Source organism: Pantoea eucrina, from assembly GCF_001691555.1.
Lineage (GTDB): Bacteria > Pseudomonadota > Gammaproteobacteria > Enterobacterales > Enterobacteriaceae > Pantoea > Pantoea borealis.
Genome location: NZ_MAYN01000008.1, coordinates 1,005,274 through 1,023,636, shown reverse-complemented (window position 1 = coordinate 1,023,636; position 18,363 = coordinate 1,005,274). Strand labels below are relative to the sequence as shown.

19 protein-coding genes and 1 pseudogene are annotated in these 18,363 nt (G+C 55.6%); 10 read left to right on the top strand and 10 right to left on the bottom strand.

Going from position 1 to position 18,363, the window contains the following annotated elements:
* Window positions 1–65: 65 nt before the first annotated feature.
* The 3 genes from BBA90_RS10865 to BBA90_RS10855 all read right to left on the bottom strand — a co-directional run bounded on the left by BBA90_RS10865 (window position 66) and on the right by BBA90_RS10855 (window position 3,382).
* Window positions 66–659, bottom strand: coding sequence for a Slp family lipoprotein (locus BBA90_RS10865; RefSeq protein WP_065649146.1), 594 nt, complete (start codon window positions 657–659; stop codon window positions 66–68).
* A gap of 61 nt (window positions 660–720) precedes the next feature.
* Window positions 721–1,419 carry a tRNA (adenosine(37)-N6)-threonylcarbamoyltransferase complex dimerization subunit type 1 TsaB gene (tsaB, locus tag BBA90_RS10860; RefSeq protein WP_065649145.1) on the bottom strand — a complete coding sequence of 233 codons (699 nt, stop codon included), beginning with the start codon at window positions 1,417–1,419 and terminating at the stop codon, window positions 721–723.
* A gap of 52 nt (window positions 1,420–1,471) precedes the next feature.
* Window positions 1,472–3,382, bottom strand: a complete 1,911-nt coding sequence (locus BBA90_RS10855) for an ATP-dependent DNA helicase (RefSeq protein WP_065649144.1) — start codon at window positions 3,380–3,382, stop codon at window positions 1,472–1,474.
* A gap of 125 nt (window positions 3,383–3,507) precedes the next feature.
* Between BBA90_RS10855 and BBA90_RS10850 the strand changes: the two genes are divergently transcribed.
* Window positions 3,508–3,852, top strand: coding sequence for a RidA family protein (locus tag BBA90_RS10850; RefSeq protein ID WP_065650459.1), 345 nt, complete (start codon window positions 3,508–3,510; stop codon window positions 3,850–3,852).
* Between the two features lie 12 nt (window positions 3,853–3,864).
* Here the strand turns inward: BBA90_RS10850 and BBA90_RS10845 are convergent, their stop codons facing one another.
* Window positions 3,865–4,050, bottom strand: a complete 186-nt coding sequence (locus tag BBA90_RS10845; RefSeq protein ID WP_065649143.1) for a YoaH family protein — start codon at window positions 4,048–4,050, stop codon at window positions 3,865–3,867.
* Between the two features lie 111 nt (window positions 4,051–4,161).
* Between BBA90_RS10845 and pabB the strand changes: the two genes are divergently transcribed.
* The 4 genes from pabB (at window position 4,162) to BBA90_RS10825 (ending at window position 9,430) form a co-directional block, all read left to right on the top strand.
* Complete coding sequence (pabB, locus tag BBA90_RS10840) at window positions 4,162–5,520, top strand: aminodeoxychorismate synthase component 1 (RefSeq protein ID WP_065649142.1); 1,359 nt, start codon at window positions 4,162–4,164, stop codon at window positions 5,518–5,520.
* 1 nt (window position 5,521) lies between these two features.
* Window positions 5,522–6,088: a CoA pyrophosphatase gene (locus tag BBA90_RS10835; protein ID WP_065649141.1), complete on the top strand. Its 567-nt coding sequence runs from the start codon at window positions 5,522–5,524 to the stop codon at window positions 6,086–6,088.
* Window positions 6,089–6,276: 188 nt separating this feature from the next.
* Window positions 6,277–7,641 carry an L-serine ammonia-lyase gene (sdaA, locus tag BBA90_RS10830; RefSeq protein WP_065649140.1) on the top strand — a complete coding sequence of 455 codons (1,365 nt, stop codon included), beginning with the start codon at window positions 6,277–6,279 and terminating at the stop codon, window positions 7,639–7,641.
* A 229-nt stretch (window positions 7,642–7,870) separates the two neighbouring features.
* On the top strand, window positions 7,871–9,430 hold the full coding sequence (locus BBA90_RS10825; RefSeq protein ID WP_065649139.1) for an EAL domain-containing protein: 1,560 nt from the start codon (window positions 7,871–7,873) through the stop codon (window positions 9,428–9,430).
* Between the two features lie 46 nt (window positions 9,431–9,476).
* Here the strand turns inward: BBA90_RS10825 and BBA90_RS10820 are convergent, their stop codons facing one another.
* Entirely contained in the window at window positions 9,477–11,042 is a 1,566-nt protein-coding gene (locus BBA90_RS10820; RefSeq protein ID WP_065649138.1) for a TerC family protein, read from the bottom strand.
* A 499-nt stretch (window positions 11,043–11,541) separates the two neighbouring features.
* Here BBA90_RS10820 and manX point away from each other — a divergent pair, with 499 nt between their 5' ends.
* Genes manX through BBA90_RS10800 form a run of 4 tightly spaced genes read left to right on the top strand, consistent with a single transcriptional unit; the run spans window position 11,542 to window position 14,715 of the window.
* Entirely contained in the window at window positions 11,542–12,489 is a 948-nt protein-coding gene (gene manX / locus BBA90_RS10815; protein ID WP_065649137.1) for a PTS mannose transporter subunit IIAB, read from the top strand.
* A gap of 56 nt (window positions 12,490–12,545) precedes the next feature.
* On the top strand, window positions 12,546–13,346 hold the full coding sequence (locus BBA90_RS10810; RefSeq protein ID WP_065649136.1) for a PTS mannose/fructose/sorbose transporter subunit IIC: 801 nt from the start codon (window positions 12,546–12,548) through the stop codon (window positions 13,344–13,346).
* 14 nt (window positions 13,347–13,360) lie between these two features.
* The gene (locus BBA90_RS10805) at window positions 13,361–14,206 is read left to right on the top strand and encodes a PTS mannose transporter subunit IID (RefSeq protein WP_065649135.1); all 846 of its coding nucleotides are present in this window, start codon (window positions 13,361–13,363) and stop codon (window positions 14,204–14,206) included.
* 50 nt (window positions 14,207–14,256) lie between these two features.
* Complete coding sequence (locus tag BBA90_RS10800; protein ID WP_065649134.1) at window positions 14,257–14,715, top strand: DUF986 family protein; 459 nt, start codon at window positions 14,257–14,259, stop codon at window positions 14,713–14,715.
* Here the strand turns inward: BBA90_RS10800 and rlmA are convergent.
* The 5 genes and pseudogenes from rlmA to BBA90_RS10780 all read right to left on the bottom strand — a co-directional run bounded on the left by rlmA (window position 14,712) and on the right by BBA90_RS10780 (window position 17,834).
* Window positions 14,712–15,518: a 23S rRNA (guanine(745)-N(1))-methyltransferase gene (gene rlmA, locus BBA90_RS10795; RefSeq protein WP_065649133.1), complete on the bottom strand. Its 807-nt coding sequence runs from the start codon at window positions 15,516–15,518 to the stop codon at window positions 14,712–14,714. The two genes, BBA90_RS10800 and rlmA, sit on opposite strands and share 4 nt — an antisense overlap.
* A 138-nt stretch (window positions 15,519–15,656) precedes the next feature.
* Window positions 15,657–15,866, bottom strand: a complete 210-nt coding sequence (cspE, locus tag BBA90_RS10790) for a transcription antiterminator/RNA stability regulator CspE (protein WP_021510024.1) — start codon at window positions 15,864–15,866, stop codon at window positions 15,657–15,659.
* A gap of 21 nt (window positions 15,867–15,887) precedes the next feature.
* Window positions 15,888–16,023 (bottom strand): annotated as a pseudogene (locus tag BBA90_RS19670) (DUF2627 domain-containing protein).
* Window positions 16,024–16,537: 514 nt separating this feature from the next.
* Window positions 16,538–17,539, bottom strand: coding sequence for an MBL fold metallo-hydrolase (locus BBA90_RS10785; protein ID WP_065649132.1), 1,002 nt, complete (start codon window positions 17,537–17,539; stop codon window positions 16,538–16,540).
* A 19-nt stretch (window positions 17,540–17,558) separates the two neighbouring features.
* The gene (locus BBA90_RS10780) at window positions 17,559–17,834 is read right to left on the bottom strand and encodes a YebO family protein (protein WP_065649131.1); all 276 of its coding nucleotides are present in this window, start codon (window positions 17,832–17,834) and stop codon (window positions 17,559–17,561) included.
* Window positions 17,835–18,045: 211 nt separating this feature from the next.
* Here BBA90_RS10780 and BBA90_RS10775 point away from each other — a divergent pair, with 211 nt between their 5' ends.
* Window positions 18,046–18,285 carry a YobH family protein gene (locus BBA90_RS10775; RefSeq protein WP_065649130.1) on the top strand — a complete coding sequence of 80 codons (240 nt, stop codon included), beginning with the start codon at window positions 18,046–18,048 and terminating at the stop codon, window positions 18,283–18,285.
* Window positions 18,286–18,363: the final 78 nt, after the last annotated feature.

Below are 18,363 nucleotides of genomic sequence, written 5' to 3'. Positions count from 1 at the left end.
GTTACGCGCCCAATAAAAAAGCCCGGCTGCGTGCACCGCAACCGGGCCGGAAAAGTATGCAGCGGCTATTCAGTCAGGATAGTCTGTACCTGAGCCGGCCCCCCCAGGTTCATTCCCCAGTAAGGGTTTGGCCCCCAGTAACCGGGATGATGCCGCGACGGACCATACCCGATCCAGGGATCGATCGGCTGAGGTGGCGTCATAACCTGCTGAGTAAGGTGCCAGCGCTGATAGCCACGCACATCAATTACAACAAAGTTATAACTGGCCTTGCCAATCTCACCTTTCTCGGTGCCCTTTATCGTACCCAGCACCGTAATATATTGGTTACTCAAATCGACCGGATCAACAAATCCGTTGATATCGGCGTATATCCGTCCGATTGAGGCAGCACCCAGCCGGGGCCGGGCGCTGTCATCCAGCGGCTGCGTGGCTATTTCCAGTCGCGTCAGTCCGTTAAGATTAGTAACGCGTACTACTTTACCGCCAAAACGCGACTCCTGGCCGACATAAAGCTGGGGGGCATTCATCACGCGCAGTAAATCCTGCTGCGGAAGCGCCGAGCTGCCTTTAATAGAATCGGGTACGCTGACGCAGCCGCTTAGCAGCAACACACACGCCAGTACGCTACCAGCGATTCCAGCACGATAACCTGGCATAAGCACATCTCCTGTAATTTTTAATTTAGACTGGAGGTGCAAAAATAAGTTGCGTAGCGGCTCAGCGTCCGGGCAACTTTTTCCACGCCACTTCGTTACGCAGGTAAACCGGCTCTGCATGCTCAACCGCTACGCTCTCCCCACGCTGCCACGCCTGCAGTGCCAGCGGCAGCATATCTTCAGCCGCAGGCAGCGTAACGGACGTTGCCAGCAGGGTTGCGCCCGGCGTGGTCATCAGCTCAGGCCAGGCCTGCCAGCCGGTGCCTGCGGTCGCCCACTCACCGCTCAGCGCGGCGATACGGGCGGCGGCAGCCTCTGGCTTCAGCACTGCTTCACTTTCAGCACCGTGCCAGTGGCCCGCTTCATCACGCTGATATTCAGCCCAGTAGACTTCGCCCATGCGTGCATCAATCGCCACCAGTACACGCGTGGCTCCGGTCAGCCGCCAGGCACCCTGCGCCATTGTTGCCAGCGAAGAGACGCCAATCATGGGTAAATCTGCCCCCAGTGCCAGTCCCTGCGCAATGCCAATACCAATGCGAACACCGGTAAAACTGCCCGGTCCGCGCCCAAACGCCAGCGCGTCCAGCGCGGTCAGTTCCAGCTGCTGCGCCTGCAGCAGCGACTGCACCAGCGGCAAAATACGTTGCGTGTGATCGCGCGGGGCAATTTCAAAACGGGCATCGATCTGCTGCTGATTCAGCAGCGCGGCAGAACAGGCTTCTGTCGCCGTGTCCAGTGCTAAAATTCGGGCGGACATAACAACCTCAGAGAATCAAAATGGCGCGCATCTTATCACAAAGCGGCATAAATTAGTGTTCCTCTGCCTGCCGGACAAAGTCGATCGCGCGCGCCAGATCGCGGGTACGCGGCGTGGGTGGCAGACTGTTGAGAAAGAGTTCGCCGTAGGGACGTGAAACCAGACGCTGATCGCAAATCACCAGTACGCCGCGATCGGCGGTGTCGCGGATCAAACGCCCGACCCCCTGCTTAAGGGTGATCACCGCATCCGGCAGCTGCACATCACTGAACGGATCGCCACCGCGCAGCCGGCAATCCTCCATGCGCGCTTTCAGCAGCGGATCGTCTGGCGAGGTAAACGGCAGTTTATCAATAATCACCAGCGACAGAGCATCGCCGCGGACGTCGACACCTTCCCAGAAGCTGCTGGTCGCGACCAGCAGCGCGTTGCCCGCCTCCAGAAACTGCTTCAGCAGCTGCCCTTTACTGGTCTCGCCCTGCAGCAGCACCGGCAGAGTCATTGACGCACGAAACTCGGCCGCCAGTTCACGCATCATTTTGTGTGAAGTGCAGAGAAAAAAGCAGCGCCCTTTATTAGCATCAATCAGCGGCTTCATCATCCGCGCCAGCTGCCGGGCTCCGCCGGGCGCATTTGGCTCCGGCATATTGCGCGGCACACACAGGAGCGCCTGCCGGGCGTAATCAAACGGACTGTCGAGGATCAGCGTCTGTGCCTGCTCAACACCAAGACGACTGGCGAAGTGCCCGACCTGTTCATTCACCGCCAGCGTGGCAGAAGTAAATACCCACGCCGCTTTACGTGTATCCATCACCTCACGAAAGCGTTCCGCGACTGAAAGCGGCGTCAGCGCCAGCGTAAAGTGCCGGCTGGTACATTCATACCAGTAGCTGAAACCGGGTTCGCTGATGGCGCGCAGTCGTTTCAGGCGGGTGCGATAGAGCGCCGCGCGCTCAAAAGCTGCGTCCAGCAGCGCCGATCGCCCCAGAGAGAGTTTAATGACGTCGTAACAGAGTTCGAGCGCATCATCCAGCAGGGTGAACATGCGCATAACGTTATTGTCACTGAGCAGATCGCGCAGATTACCGCGAAAGCCGGGTTCGCCAAGCGTCAAACGAAAATCCTGCGCGCACTGCGCCAGCCGATCGGCAGATTTTTGCAGCTGCTGCACATCGCGCACCTCGGTGCGATAGGCAAGAATGATATCTTTGGCGAGATCCTGCAGCTGGCGGCTGGAGAGCTGCTGACCAAAATACTGGCTGGCGATATCAGGCAGCTGATGCGCCTCATCGAAGATCATCACGTCCGCTTCCGGGATCAGCTCGCCGAACCCCCCCTCTTTCACCACCAGATCGGCCAGAAACAGGTGATGATTGACCACCACAACGTCAGCATCCATCGCTTTTTTGCGTGCTTTCACGACAAAACACTCTTTATAGAGCGGACAGTCACTGCCAAGACAGTTGTCATTGGTGCTGGTCACATAGGGCCAGATGGGACTGTCTTCGGCAACGCCAGCGCAGTTGCTGATATCGCCATCTTTAGTCTCTGATGACCAGCTGCGCACGTGGATAAGATCGCCCAGCGCCTGAACGGTAAGGTCGCCGCCGCTCTGATTTTGCTGCTCCATACGTTCGAGACAGAGGTAGTTAGACCGGCCTTTTAACAGCGCGGTTTTTCCGCTGAACTTCAGCGCCCGGGCAATGGTGGGCAAATCGCGATTATAGAGCTGATCCTGCAGCGCTTTTGATCCGGTAGAAACAATAACCTTCTTCTTTGCGCGTAATGCAGGCGCCAGATAGGCATACGTTTTACCGGTTCCGGTGCCCGCCTCCACCACCAGCTCTCCGCTATGCGTGACGGCGGCTGTAACCGCCTTCGCCATTTCATGCTGCGCTGCGCGCGGTTTAAAACCGGGAATTGCCTGCGCTAGCGCGCCATCGGCTGCAAAATCGTCTGCCACACATCCTCACCTGTTACCTGAAAACTACTGTAATTATGTCAGGATTCGGCAGACGCGACCACAACAGATGACATCCCGGCCCGGTTATGGCAGGCTGGCGCAGCAAAAAAACAGAGGAGAAAAGCATGTCTATTACGCGTATCGATCCCGAACATCGTATGTCTGAAGCCGTGATACATGACAATACGATTTACTATACCAGCGTACCGGAAAACCTGGATGCCGATGCAGAGGCGCAGACGGCCAACGCGCTGGCGGTGATTGACCGTATTCTGGCGCGCGCCGGCTCAGATAAAAGCAACATTCTTGACGCCACCATTTTTCTGGTTGATAAAGCGGATTTTGCTGCAATGAATCGTGCCTGGGATGCGTGGGTGTCGCCTGGCAATGCGCCAGTACGCTGCACCGTACAGGCCGGGTTGATGAACCCGCAATATAAAGTTGAAATAAAGATTATTGCCGCACGTTAAGCGGCACGGGCACTATTCGTTCTCATCTTCATCGTCGAAGCGTGCCCGAATTGCCTCACCCGTAAAGGTTTCGCGAATTTCCTGTGCCACCTGCGCAATCGCCTGTCCGCTGGACATACCGCCCGCCATCAGTTCCTGAATTCGCTCAACCGCCTGCTGCTGTTGCTCATGAGATAGTGCCGGAAGCCCTGTAAACATACGTTACTCCAGATTAAATCGGACGGGCATTATCCCACGTGGAACAAACAGGTGCCAGTGGCAAAAAAATATGTCAGGCTACGCCTCTGCCTGTTGAATGCTGCTGAACTCATGATCGCAAAAACCCTCACGCTTACCTATACCCCCGATGCCCTGCTGAGCCGCTTTGCCACGCTCGCGCATCGCCCGTGGGCCATGCTGCTGACCTCAGGTCAGGCCGATCACGCGGATAACCGTTTTGATATCCTGACTGCCGATCCGCGCGTCACGCTGACCACGCGCGGCAGGTATACTGAAATTGATGATGGCACCGGCATGCGGCGCTCTGAAGAGGACCCGCTGCAGCTGCTGCAGCGACAGATTGACCGGCTGGACCTGCAGCCCGCTTTCCACCCCGATCTGCCTTTTCAGGGCGGTGCGCTTGGCCTGTTTGGCTACGATCTCGGACGCCGGTTTGAACGGCTGCCGGATGTAGCGCAGCAGGATCTGCAGACACCTGACATGGCGGTGGGCCTGTATGACTGGGCGCTGATTGCCGATCACCACCTGCAGCGGCTCACGCTGGTTTCTCTCAGCGATGCTGACGCGCGCTGGCGCTGGCTGCAGGCGCAGGCGCTTACGCCGCCGCGGGCGTTTCGCTTAACCAGCGCGTGGCGATCTAACCTCACGCGTGAGGCCTACGCAGCCCGCTTTAATGCCGTACAGGCGTATATTCAGGCGGGCGACTGCTATCAGGTCAACCTTGCCCAGCGTTTCGAAGCACACTACAGCGGAGATGAGTGGCAGGCGTTTCTGCGCCTTACGCGCGCCAATCGTGCGCCCTTTAGCGCATTTCTGCGTCTGCCGGACAGCGCGCTGCTCAGCCTGTCGCCGGAACGCTTTCTCTCGCTGCAGCAAAACGTCATTGAAACGCGGCCGATCAAAGGCACGCTGCCGCGCCTGGCAGAACGGGAGGCCGATCGTCTGCAGGCAGAGAAACTGGCGCACTCGGCTAAAGATCGCGCTGAGAACCTGATGATTGTTGATCTGATGCGTAATGATATTGGACGGGTCGCTGAACCTGGCAGCGTTAGCGTCCCGGAACTGTTTGTGGTTGAACCGTTTCCGGCAGTGCATCATCTGGTGAGCACCGTGCGGGCCCGCCTGCCTGATGCTTTACGCGCTACCGACCTGCTGCGCGCCTGCTTCCCGGGAGGCTCAATCACCGGGGCGCCCAAAATCCGCGCGATGGAGATTATCGAAGAGCTGGAGCCGCATCGCCGGAACGCCTGGTGCGGCAGCATCGGCTACATCAGTCTGTGTGGCCGGATGGACAGCAGTATTACCATCCGTACACTGATCGCGGAAAACAATACCCTCTACTGCGCGGCAGGCGGCGGACTGGTGGCCGACAGCGAGCTGCAATCTGAGTATGAAGAGACCTTCCATAAGGTTAACCGCATTCTGCCCAGCCTTAGCGACGAGAAGTAAAATGACGGCCGAACTCAGCCAGTTTTTGACACGTTTTATGCTGCAGCCCCCGCGCGCCGCGCGCCTGCCGGCCCCTGCCGGACGTCATGCGGCAGTACTGGTGCCGATTATCAATAGCGCCGAGCCGGCACTGCTGCTGACGCGACGCTCGGCGCTGCTGCGCAAACATGCCGGCCAGGTTGCATTTCCGGGCGGCATGCAGGATGCCAGCGATACCTCACTGATCTGTACTGCCCTGCGTGAAGCACAGGAAGAAGTGGGCATCGATCCTCATCAGGTGAGGATCGCCGGTGTACTGCCGGCAGTCACCAGCAGTACCGGCTTTGCCGTAACGCCGGTAGTCGGTATCCTGCCAGCCATGCCGCTCCGGCTAAACCCGGATGAAGTAGAAAGCGCATTTACTATGCCACTGCGGGAAGCACTGCATCTGTCACGCTATCATCCTCTGACTTTGTATCGCGGCCAGCAGCAGCACCGGATCTGGCTCTCCTGGTATAACGATTATTTTATCTGGGGCATGACGGCCGGCATTATCCGCGCACTCGGTCAGCAGATCGCGCGGCCCTGAATCCTGTCTGCAAACTCCTGGCTGAAAAATCGATCCACTTCACAAAGGTACGGCCAGATAACTATTTCTGCGGTTTATAATTAGATTATTTCATGCGAAAAGCTGTTCTTTCGCCTGCCGTGGCGATTACTATTAGCCGCAATTACGGCTCAGGCCGCAGAAACCCGTATTTGTGAGGAGCGTCACCGTTGATTAGTGTTTTTGACATGTTCAAAGTGGGCATCGGCCCATCCAGTTCACATACCGTAGGCCCGATGAAAGCGGGCAAACAGTTTGTTGATCTGCTGGCTGAGCAGGGCAAACTGCAGGATGTCACACGCGTAGCGGTGGATGTGTATGGCTCTCTCTCGCTGACGGGTAAAGGGCATCATACGGATATCGCTATCATTATGGGCCTGGCGGGTTATGAACCTGCTACCGTGGATATTGATGCGATCCCGGCGTTTATCAAAGACACAGAAACGCGTGAGCGCCTGCTGCTGGCTAAAGGCGCACATGAGGTGGATTTCCCGCGTGAAGGCGGCATGGTATTCCGCAGTGAAAACCTTTCACTGCATGAAAACGGCATGACGCTGTATGCGTTTGCCGGGGATCTGCTGATCCTGACGAAAACCTACTACTCCATTGGCGGCGGGTTTATCGTTGATGAAGCGCATTTTGGTCAGCCGGTACTGGATGAAGTCTCTGTGCCTTATGCATTTCACTCCGCAAAAGAGTTGCTCAGCCACTGCAGTGAGACGGGGATGTCGCTGTCAGGACTGGTGATGCAAAATGAGCTGGCGCTGCATAGCCGTGAAGAGATTACTCACTATTTTACCGACGTCTGGCAGACCATGCAGGCGTGCATTGACCGTGGCCTGAACACCGAAGGCGTACTGCCCGGGCCGCTGCGCGTGCCGCGTCGTGCCGCCTCTTTACGCCGCCTGCTGGTCTCTTCGACCAAGCACTCTAACGATCCGATGAACGTGATTGACTGGGTTAACATGTTTGCCCTGGCGGTAAACGAAGAGAATGCCGCAGGCGGACGCGTGGTCACGGCGCCTACTAACGGTGCCTGCGGCATCGTGCCGGCGGTGCTTGCCTATTACGATCACTTTATCGAAAGCGTCACGCCCGATATCTTCATTCGTTATTTTCTCGCGTCAGGCGCTATCGGCATTCTCTATAAAATGAACGCCTCAATCTCTGGTGCCGAGGTAGGCTGTCAGGGCGAAGTTGGCGTCGCCTGCTCTATGGCGGCAGCGGGTCTGGCGGAACTGCTGGGTGCCAGCCCGGAACAGGTGTGCGTGGCGGCAGAAATTGGCATGGAGCATAATCTGGGTCTGACCTGCGATCCGGTTGCCGGCCAGGTACAGGTGCCGTGTATCGAGCGCAATGCTATTGCGTCGGTCAAAGCCATCAACGCGGCGCGCATGGCGCTGCGCCGCACCAGCGCCCCGCGCGTCTCGCTGGATAAAGTGATTGAGACCATGTACGAAACCGGGAAAGACATGAACGCTAAATATCGCGAAACCTCGCGGGGCGGTCTGGCCATCAAAGTACAATGTGACTGATGTTTATCCGGAGTGCGCTGATTACATTTAGCGCACTCATACTAATTTCTGCTTTTTTACCTACCTCGGCGTTGCCAAACCAGATATTGTAATTTTCCTGCGCGGATCCGGCAGGCCGCGTTTTTTATTGCCCTCTTTTTTACCGGGCAGCGCTAAACCTGGCCGTCCCTGTGCCGATAACCTTCACGTTAATTTGCTCCTGATCTGTGTCTTAACAAGGTGGTTACTGATGCTCATTCCCCAGCAATTTGTGGGTCAATTTCGCCGTAAGCGGCTGCTTATTGCGTTAGTGATCGCGACGCTGGTTTTGATCCTGACTCTGGCTTTTCGTTATATCGAAGAGAAGTCACGTATTGAGCAACAGTCGCTTAACTTTGCCAGCCGCGCCATTGAGCGGTTTGATCGTATGTTCTCACCGCTGGATGTTTCTGCCAATAATACGCTGGGGCTGGTGGGCCTGCCCTGTTCGCTGGTGCGTTATCCGCTGATCGAAAAGATCGCTGCACTGCAGACGGTGCGCACGGTGCTGCTGGTGCAAAACGACACTATCTACTGCTCCAGTATCTATGGTGCACGCGATATCTCTTTTAGTCAGACCTACCCGGAGCTGGCGCTCAATAATCAGCGTATGCTGCTGACTACAGATGATTACCTGCTTAAAGGCTCGCCGGTGCTGCTGCTGTGGACGCCAAAGTCGCTGGATAATCGCGATGGCTTACTGCAGGTGGTGAATGTTGAACTGATGAGCAATTATCTGCTTGAGCCTCAGCTGCCGTGGGTAGAGCGGGCTATTTTCAACGTTGGCGGTCAGAGCCTTGAGTATGGTAATCCGATGATTGAACATACGGTGCCCTCAGAAGATGAAGTTGCTTACGATCAGGCATCATTACGCTACCCGTTCACCATTACACTTTATGGTCCCTCACCTGCGCGTCTGGCGTTAAATACGCTGCCTTCCCAGCTGCCGCTGGCAATGATGCTGAGCCTGCTGATTGGCTATATTGTCTGGCTGGCCACGGCCAATCGTATGAGCCTCAGCTGGCAGATCAGCTACGGCATCACCGCCAGTGAATTTATGGTTTACTGTCAGCCGCTGATCAATGCCCGCAGCGAACAGTGTGAAGGTATTGAGCTTTTGCTGCGCTGGCATAATCCGCGCCAGGGATGGATTGCGCCGGATGTCTTTATCCCACTGGCGGAACGGCAAAATCTGATTGCTCCCCTGACCCGCTTTGTGATTGCCCGGGCCGTAGAGGCGCTGCCGCAGCTGCCGCAAAGCAGCGCGTTCCATATTGCGATTAACGTCGCCGCCAGCCATTTTCACGATCGCGCCATTGTGGAAGATTTGCAGCAGATATGGTGGCCCGCTAATCCGCATCCGCAGCTGGTGGTTGAGCTGACAGAGCGTGACGCCTTGCCGGTTATCGATCAGTCGGTCGTGGCGCAGTTGCACAACATTGGGGTGCGTCTGGCGATAGACGATTTCGGCACCGGACACAGTTCGCTGGCCTACCTGAAGGATCTGCAGCCCGATGTATTGAAAATTGATAAGATTTTTACGGCGGCTATTGGCACTGATGCCATTAACGCCACGGTAACCGATATGGTGATTTCACTGGCGCAGCGCCTGAAGATTGCGCTGGTTGCCGAAGGCGTAGAGACCGCTGAACAGGCCTCCTATCTGCGTGAGCGCGGGGTAGATCATCTGCAGGGTTACTTCTATGCGCGCCCCATGCCAATTGAAGATTTTCCGGCATGGCTGGCCCGGCATCAGGAAACAGAAGCATAAAAAAGGGCCGTCGCAATGACGGCCCTGTCAGCATAGTCACGCGTAATTACGCGTTTTCTTCATCTTCATCGTGAGGCGCATCTCTGGTCACCCGTACCAGGTCGATACGGTAATCCGTCGCTTCAACAATTTCAAAGTGCAGCGGCGGCAGATCAATCACTTCACCGGGCTGCGGCAGCTGACCTTTCTGCTCAATCAGCAGACCCGCCAGCGAAGCGTGATCGTCTTCCTGTTTGACCAGTTCATGATAGTCGAGCAGCTGCTGCAGCGAGTGCAGGTCGGTGCCGCCCTTGACCAGCCAGCCATCACCATCGGCGATCACATCCGGCGTCTCATCTTCATCCGGAAATTCACCGGCAATCGCTTCAAGTACGTCCAGCGGCGTAATCAGCCCCTGTACCATACCAAATTCATTGGTCACAATGACAAAACTGCCTTTCGCCCGGCGCAGCACGCCCAGCAGATTAATGGGATCCAGCGTCTCAGGTACAATAATTGCCGGTGAGCCAGATGCGAACGTGGTTACATCCATACCGTGTTCCAGCGCCACCAGCAGCTCCTTCGCACGCACCACGCCGATAATCTCATCCAGCTCACCGCGGCACACCGGAAACAGGCTGTGTGGCGTATCCAGCAGCTGCATGCGGATCTCATCCAGCGGGCGCGTCACATCAACCCACGAAATATCGCCACGCGGCGTCATGATGCTGCGAATTGAGCGCTGCGACAGCGTCAGTACGCCGTTGATCATAAAACGCTCTTCATCTTTAAACGCTTCCTGCGGCATGGCGTTATTCAGCGTATGATCATCCTGTGAAGGCTGCTGCTGACGATTGCGACCGCCCATCAGACGTAAAATAGCCTCTGCCGTCCGCTCACGCATCGGGCGACGCGCCTGATGGCGCATAAAGTTGCGACGGGCGATCTGGTTAAACAGCTCAATTAAAATTGAGAAACCAATCGCTGCATAGAGGTAACCTTTCGGGATATGGAAACCGAACCCTTCCGCCACCAGCGATAAACCAATCATCAGCAGGAAGCTCAGACAGAGCACCACGACCGTCGGATGGGCGTTGACAAAATTAGTCAGCGGCTTCGATGCCAGCAGCATTACGCCCATTGCGATCACTACCGCCGTCATCATCACCGGCAGGTGGTTAACCATACCGACTGCAGTTATAACGGCATCCAGCGAGAAGACGGCATCCAGCACCACAATCTGTGCAACCACCGCCCAGAAGCTGGCATAGTTGCGATTACCCTGCTGCTCCATCCCTTTATTTTCCAGGCGCTCATGCAGCTCCATCGTGGCCTTGAAAAGCAGGAACAGGCCACCAAACAGCAGGATCAGATCGCGGCCGGAAAAGCTGAAATCCATCACGCTGAACAGCGGACGGGTCAGCGTGACCATCCACGAAATCAGTGAAAGCAGGCCGAGGCGCATTACCAGTGCCAGCGACAGACCAATCAGTCGCGCTTTATCGCGTTGCTTTGGCGGGAGTTTGTCAGCAAGAATGGCGATAAAGACCAGGTTATCAATACCCAGCACAATTTCCAGCACGATCAGCGTTAACAGCCCCGCCCAGATCGAGGGATCCAAGAGAAACTCCATCAGTGACTCCTTGCTAATAAAGTAGACGCGCGAAAATCAGTCTGCACCGGTAAGTGAGACAGCTGAATAGTCGGGGGCGAAATAACGCTGAACGGCATGGCGATCTGGGCCGGCTGGCACAGTAAGGATAAGAAGCGACGTCGGTGACGGTCCATAAAGGTGAGCTTGAGCCCGGTACTCCTGAATAATAAACAGAAAGTTAATGTATCAGTTACCTCAACAAGATCAAAAAATTTTCTTACATTTACAAATAACTGCGCTGGCGCATAAAAATGGCATAAAAAAGTCCGCCAGGCCGCTGTTACCTCAGATAACCGACAGGCGTCACACTCTTTCTTCTTTCGCTAACTAAAATAAACGGCGACCTTAACGCAAATTGATAAATGCTCAGACCTTTATCGTAGCGGCTCATGCTTACCCTTCCTGACGAGTCCGGCCGCATCTTTATCCCTGTTAACGCCCTTTACTGACAGGGTTTCGTTGTAAACGGAGGTAGCAGGTGACCATCGCAATAGTCATTGGTACACACGGCTGGGCAGCAGAGCCGCTCCTGAAAACAGCAGAGATGTTGCTGGGCGAACAGCACAATGTGGCCTGTATCGATTTTGCACCCGGTGAAAATGCCGAAACGCTGATGGATAAGTATCGCGGCCGGCTGGCAGAACTTGATACCGCACAGGGCGTACTGTTTCTGGTTGATACATGGGGAGGCAGCCCGTTTAATGCCGCCAGCCGCCTCGTCACGGATCGCCCGGATCAGGAGGTTATTGCCGGCGTCAATATTCCGATGCTGGTTGAAACGCTGATGGCCCGCGATGACGACCCTGAACTGGCGGCGCTGGTTCAGGTCGCGACCGAGGCCGGCCGGCAAGGCGTCAAAGCACTAAAGGCAACCTCTGTCTCCTCTGTTGCAGCACCGGTTAAACCTGCTGCGCCGCCGCTGGCGCCTGGGCAGCATATGAAAATCGGGCTGGCACGCATAGACGATCGTCTGATTCATGGTCAGGTAGCGACCCGCTGGACCAAAGAGACCGGCGTCAGCCGCATCATTGTGATCAGTGATGAAGTGGCAAACGACCATGTGCGCAAAACCCTGCTAACTCAGGTAGCGCCGCCAGGCGTTACCGCGCACGTGGTCGATATTGCAAAAATGATCCGCGTCTGGAACAACCCTAAATATGCTGGCGAACGCGTTATGTTGCTGTTTACTAATCCCACCGACGTTGAGCGGGTTGTAGCGCAGGGCGTGAATATCACCAGTGTGAATATCGGCGGCATGGCCTTTCGCCAGGGTAAAACGCAGGTTACTAATGCGGTTTCAGTGGATGAGAAGGATATTGCGGCCTTTCGTCAGCTCAACGCCCGCGGTATTGAGCTTGAGGTGCGCAAAGTGTCTACCGATCAAAAACTCACTATGATGGACCTGATTGCGAAGGTCACTGCCTGATTTGCTGCCGCCCGGTAACCATAGCGGGCATCCTGAGTGTGCTGAGGAGATGCAAAATGGAAATAACCACGCTACAGATTGTACTGATATTTATCGTGGCCTGTATTGCCGGTATGGGATCTATCCTGGATGAATTTCAGTTTCACCGTCCGCTGGTCGCCTGCACCCTGATTGGCGCCGTGCTGGGTGACATGAAAACCGGCATTATTATCGGCGGCACGCTGGAGATGATCGCGCTGGGCTGGATGAATATCGGAGCGGCGGTAGCACCCGATGCGGCCCTCGCCTCCATCATATCCACCATTCTGGTCATTGCCGGCGGGCAAAGCGTCGGTGCCGGTATTGCGCTGGCGATACCGCTGGCGGCGGCGGGTCAGGTGCTGACCATCATTGTGCGAACGCTGACCGTGGCATTTCAGCATGCGGCAGATAAAGCGGCCGAAAAAGGCAACCTCACCGCCATCTCCTGGATCCATGTCTCCGCCCTGCTGCTGCAGGCGATGCGCATTGCTATACCTGCGCTGATAGTCGCTATCTCTGTCGGCACCAGCGCCGTGCACACGCTGCTGAGTTCCATTCCGGACGTGGTCACAAACGGCCTGAATATTGCCGGCGGCATGATTGTGGTTGTGGGATACGCGATGGTCATCAATATGATGCGCGCCGGCTATCTGATGCCGTTCTTCTACCTTGGGTTTGTCACCGCCGCGTTTACTGATTTCAATCTGGTCGCACTGGGCGTTATCGGCGTGGTGATGGCCATTCTGTATATCCAGCTCGCCCCGAAATATAACCGGGTCACAGGCGCAGCGCCGGCAGGCGCGACGCAAAACGACCTTGATAACGAACTTGACTAGGAACAGGTGCCACTATGGTTGACAGCACGCGAATAGCGAAAAAGCTCACTTCCGGTGATGTGCGCGCCGTGTTCATACGTTCTAATCTGCTTCAGGGATCATGGAACTTTGAACGCATGCAGGCGCTCGGTTTCTGCTTTTCTATGGTACCGGTGATCCGTCGCCTCTATCCGGAAAACGACGACGCACGTAAACAGGCGATCAGGCGTCATCTGGAGTTTTTCAATACGCATCCCTATGTAGCCGCGCCGGTACTGGGCGTCACTATGGCAATGGAGGAGCAGCGGGCAAACGGTGCCGCAATTGACGATGGCGCCATTAACGGATTAAAGGTGGGCCTGATGGGCCCGCTGGCAGGCGTGGGCGACCCCATCTTCTGGGGCACCGTACGGCCGGTATTTGCCGCGCTTGGTGCGGGTATTGCCATGAGCGGCAGCCTGCTGGGTCCGCTGCTGTTTTTTGTACTGTTTAACGTTGCCCGCCTGCTGACCCGCTATTATGGCGTTGCCTATGGCTATCGCAAAGGCGTTGATATTGTCAGCGATATGGGCGGCGGTTTTCTGCAGAAGCTTACCGAAGGCGCATCGATACTCGGCCTGTTTGTGATGGGCGCTCTGGTCAATAAGTGGACGCACGTTAATGTGCCGCTGGTGGTCTCCCGCATCACCGATCAGACCGGTAAAACCACGGTCACCACCGTTCAGTCTATTCTCGATCAGCTTATGCCAGGCCTGATCCCGCTGCTGCTGACATTCGGCTGTATGTGGCTGCTGCGCCGCAAAGTCAATGCGCTCTGGATCATCATCGGCTTCTTTGTTATCGGCATAATTGGTTACTGGATTGGCCTGCTGGGACTGTAGGCCGCTTTCAGGCCAGACGCATGACACAGGCAGTGTGAAGAGGAACTATGATGGCGCTGACCGATCTGCTGCTGATACTCTGCATTGCCGCTCTGCTGTTGTTTGCCATTTACCATGAAGCGGTGTTGCCGCGCCGTAAAGGCGTTACCCTGTTGCGGGTCGCACTGCGACGACGTCACCTGCCCGATAGCGCCATTTTTATCGGACTGCTGCTGATTCTGCTGTGGAAAAATGTCAGCAATGCGGGGTCGCCGCTGACGACAACGCTGATTATGGTGCTTTGTGCACTGACATTCTGGTTATGCTGGCTGCGCCGTCCGGTGCTGCTGCTGAAGCAGAAAGGGCTGTTTGATAACGGAATCTGGATCCGCTATGCACGCATTGCCGCGATTAATCTTTCGCAGGAGGGGGTTCTGCTGCTACAGCTGGAGCGACGGCGGCTGATGATTGCGGTCAATACGCTGGATGATCTGGAGCGTATCTGGCGTACGCTCCTCACTGCCCGCTAATCGCGCTGCCACAGCGAAAGCGTAAAGTCAGCGTCGCAGTGGAACGATTCTGCCTCTGCCAGCGTTTGCCATACCGTTTCCGTCGCACGCCAGGCAAAGGGAGTCATCTGCAGCAGGCTCACTGCTTCAGCACCGCTTAGCGTCAGGCCATAGCTGAGAGACTGCGACTCACACAGCGTAAAGCCGGTATAGGTTTTCTCTTCTGCAGCATGCAGCTGCACCTGCGAATAGATTAGCGCTTTAAACTGCTGCAGATGGTGCGGACCTGGCGTAACGGTCAGCAGATAACCGCCTGGTTTTACCACGCGGCTAAGCTCCTCTTCATTACAGGGCGCATAGATGCGCACCACCGCATCGAGTACGGCACTGGCAAACGGCAGCCGCTGGCTGGAGGCCACGCAAAACCGTACCTGCGCATAGCGCTTTGCCGCCATGCGGATTGCCGGTTTGGCGACATCCAGCCCAAAGAGCTGAGCGTCTGGCAGCGCGCTGGCCATGGCGCTGGTGTAATACCCTTCACCGCAGCCAATATCCAGAATCTGAGCCGCAGGCAATGTCAGCCGTTGTGCCAGTATTGCTGCCACGCGATCGCGTAGCGGCTGGTAGTGGCCTGCATCCAGGAAAGCGCGGCGCGCCTGCAGCATCTCCAGGCTGTCACCCGGCTCTCGCGACCCTTTGTGCTGCACCGGCAGCAGATTGACATACCCTTCTCTGGCCTGATCAAACTGATGACCAGCGTCACAGCGAAACGCGCCCGCCTGCTGGGTTAATGGCTGGCGACACAGGGGACAGATCAGGGACATAACAAACTCCGGTTCAACAATAAGCGGCGCAGTTTACCCTGAAGCAGAAGTAACAAAAAGCATAAAGAAAAGCCCCGCTCGGAGAGCAGGGCTTACGATTCGTTTCAGCAGGTACAGTGACCCGGGCTGAGCAGAAAATCAGATAGCGGTAACGTTAACCGCTGCAGGACCTTTCTGGCCATCCTGAATTTCAAACTCAACCTGCTGGCCTTCAGCCAGAGTTTTGAAACCATTACCCTGGATAGCAGAGAAGTGTACGAACACATCTTTGCTGCCGTCAGCAGGAGTAATAAAACCAAAACCTTTAGACTCGTTAAACCACTTAACCTGACCTTTAATCTTTGCCATTTTGCAAATTCCTTTAAATGTTTATTTTGCCCGAAGGCAGTATTGCAGAGAAAACAGAGACGTTACTGAATGAGGCACTAATTTAAGGTTCGGCAAGGAAGCGGTATTCAACGTCAACGTCTTTACTCAAAACTTCTTTACTGAAGATGCCATGCATAAACAGAACTGTACCTCGTTTGACCCGCTGATGGTTATCACATATCCGCTAAATAATGGCAAGGCATTTTTAAACAGTGGTCGACTTGCCGCACATTATTATCGGGGAGACCCATTCTGCAGCCCTGAAATAGAGGTCACAAACGGGCAATGCTGCACAAAACCCTTGATGATTAGCGCTTTTCTGCAACAACGTCAAGCGCAGCGGCAGCACGGAGATTTGTGTTAAGCGCCAGACACGACGTTAAACATGTTGCATTATTATGGCAGAGAGAAAGTATTTATCTCTGCCTTGTAAAATAACAGCGCCTGCTTCTCTCAATACACAGTGTGTACAATTAAGCCTGCGGGGTACAGGTTATAAAACGCTTTTGCACCAAAACCGGGAAAGTTATTATCGGTCCGCTCCGGATATAAGCATTAACCTGCTGAACTTATCTGTTATTTTTATAAGGCTACGGATCTGCACAGGTTAAAAAAACTGTACAGGATATGCATTGCCGCTCAGAAAAATCTTATACAACATCTGACAGTGTCCGGCTTTCCCCCACCCGCCACGGGCTGAAACGCCTGGCCAGAGGCGTTTCAGCGGCGGCCAGCGCACGCATCAGTTCAGCAGGAGGCGCATCCAGCGCTTCATCAGCCAGTTCATAAACGCCCCAGTGTATAGGTATGGTTAATGGATGCCCGGCATGTTGCCATAAGGTTACCGCTTGCTGAGGGTTCATATGCTGGCTGCGCATGAACCATTCTGGTGCATACGCGCCAACCGGCAAGGCAGCAAGGTTAAATGGCCCAAGCCGCTGCGTAATCTGCAGCAGGTTATCACTGTAACCGCTGTCGCCGGAAAACCAGAAGTTGAGGGTGCCGCAGCGAATTACCCAGCCGCACCAAAGTGAGCGATTGCGATCCCACAGCGTGCGCATACTCCAGTGGCGCGCCGGTACGGCAGTGATGCTCAGCTCCTGATTATTCGCAGACTCCCACCAGTCCATCTCGGTTACGTTGCGGGCGCCCCGCTTCCGGCACCATGCGCCCAGACCAAGCGGAACCCTTATCTGTACCTCAGGAAAGCAGCGCAACAGGCGCTTTATCGTGACCCGATCAAGATGATCATAGTGGTTATGCGAAATCAGCACATAGTCGAGCCGCGGCAGCTGTGTCACATCAAGCGGCGAAGGTATCTGACGTTCAGGGCCGGCAAAGGGCAACGGCGAAGCGCGCGGCGATAATGCCGGATCGATCAGGATATAGCGCTGCTTCAGGCGCAGCAGCAGCGCAGCGTGGCCCAGCCACCAGATGCGATCGTCACTGCCGCTCAGATCGGCGGGCTGATACCAGCGCGCGCTGAAATCCGCATAGCCGTTTGCAGGCGGCGGCGGGAGATGCTGCGCTTTACGTTCACGACGCCAGCGCTGTAAATCACCGGGCTGACGCAGCTCACCTTCGGGATTGCAAAATCCGTCAGGCGTATGATGTGCTTTTGAAGCGTCGTACCAGGGATTTCTGCGGCTCATGCTCTCTCCGTGTTTACAATCAGCGTTCCGGGATCAGCCGGATAAAATCGCGTGAGGCAGTGCCCTCGTCATCCTGTACAGCAGACGACGTTTCTCCCTGCGCCTCCGCAATACGTTGCAGCAGCGCGGTCTGTTTTTTCTGCTCTTCAACCAGTGTCTCCAGCAGCTGCAGATGCTCGCTGGCACGCACGCTGGCGCGATTAACAAAAAACCAGATGATAAAGGCCACAAGAATAATGAGTGCCACGATACCATAGTGCAGCAGCGGGCTGGAGTTTGCGGCTAATTCGTTCATAACGGCCTCAGGTGACGATCGGTAAAGTTTTAACGGCGCTAATTCTACCTGTTGCGTCAGGAAAAGATATCTTCTGCGGCAAAAGCAGATTTTGCCTGCCACAGCGCTTTCAGCTATCTCCGATCGTATTGGCGGGCAAAGCACGGCATGGTACGCCTGTCGCGCTTATAGCCAAACGGAAGCGGCGCATTTTCAATTTCGGGAGTTAATAATGAAATACTTTATTCGTCTGGTCATGCTGTTCGCACTGCTGTGGCTGGCCCTGCTCTTCACTGGCTATGGTGTACTGACCGGCAGCGCTGAAAAAGCAGCGGGTCTTGGCCTGGAATGTAACTATCTGACCGCGCGCGGTGTCATGACTGCCCGGTATCTACATACTGATAGCGGCATAGTCGGTGTAACGGCCTGCCCACTGCTGAAAAAAAGCGGTGAGGTCATTGATAACCAGTAATCCTGTCGGGCTCAGCGTGAGCCCGTTTTCATTTCTCTCACGCCGGCATCAGCGAATGCGTGTTTTTCACACCTGTGC

What these genes read in the sequence shown, in the direction of transcription:
- tsaB (WP_065649145.1), bottom strand. Translation starts at nt 1,419, where the DNA reads ATGTCCGCCCGAATTTTAGCACTGGACACGGCGACAGAAGCCTGTTCT.
- pabB (WP_065649142.1), top strand. Translation starts at nt 4,162, where the DNA reads ATGATCGCAAAAACCCTCACGCTTACCTATACCCCCGATGCCCTGCTG.
- BBA90_RS10800 (WP_065649134.1), top strand. Translation starts at nt 14,257, where the DNA reads ATGGCGCTGACCGATCTGCTGCTGATACTCTGCATTGCCGCTCTGCTG.
- BBA90_RS10835 (WP_065649141.1), top strand. Translation starts at nt 5,522, where the DNA reads ATGACGGCCGAACTCAGCCAGTTTTTGACACGTTTTATGCTGCAGCCC.
- BBA90_RS10785 (WP_065649132.1), bottom strand. Translation starts at nt 17,539, where the DNA reads ATGAGCCGCAGAAATCCCTGGTACGACGCTTCAAAAGCACATCATACG.
- BBA90_RS10775 (WP_065649130.1), top strand. Translation starts at nt 18,046, where the DNA reads ATGAAATACTTTATTCGTCTGGTCATGCTGTTCGCACTGCTGTGGCTG.
- BBA90_RS10810 (WP_065649136.1), top strand. Translation starts at nt 12,546, where the DNA reads ATGGAAATAACCACGCTACAGATTGTACTGATATTTATCGTGGCCTGT.
- cspE (WP_021510024.1), bottom strand. Translation starts at nt 15,866, where the DNA reads ATGGCAAAGATTAAAGGTCAGGTTAAGTGGTTTAACGAGTCTAAAGGT.
- BBA90_RS10850 (WP_065650459.1), top strand. Translation starts at nt 3,508, where the DNA reads ATGTCTATTACGCGTATCGATCCCGAACATCGTATGTCTGAAGCCGTG.
- rlmA (WP_065649133.1), bottom strand. Translation starts at nt 15,518, where the DNA reads ATGTCCCTGATCTGTCCCCTGTGTCGCCAGCCATTAACCCAGCAGGCG.
- BBA90_RS10820 (WP_065649138.1), bottom strand. Translation starts at nt 11,042, where the DNA reads ATGGAGTTTCTCTTGGATCCCTCGATCTGGGCGGGGCTGTTAACGCTG.
- BBA90_RS10780 (WP_065649131.1), bottom strand. Translation starts at nt 17,834, where the DNA reads ATGAACGAATTAGCCGCAAACTCCAGCCCGCTGCTGCACTATGGTATC.
- BBA90_RS10865 (WP_065649146.1), bottom strand. Translation starts at nt 659, where the DNA reads ATGCCAGGTTATCGTGCTGGAATCGCTGGTAGCGTACTGGCGTGTGTG.
- BBA90_RS10845 (WP_065649143.1), bottom strand. Translation starts at nt 4,050, where the DNA reads ATGTTTACAGGGCTTCCGGCACTATCTCATGAGCAACAGCAGCAGGCG.
- BBA90_RS10805 (WP_065649135.1), top strand. Translation starts at nt 13,361, where the DNA reads ATGGTTGACAGCACGCGAATAGCGAAAAAGCTCACTTCCGGTGATGTG.
- BBA90_RS10825 (WP_065649139.1), top strand. Translation starts at nt 7,871, where the DNA reads ATGCTCATTCCCCAGCAATTTGTGGGTCAATTTCGCCGTAAGCGGCTG.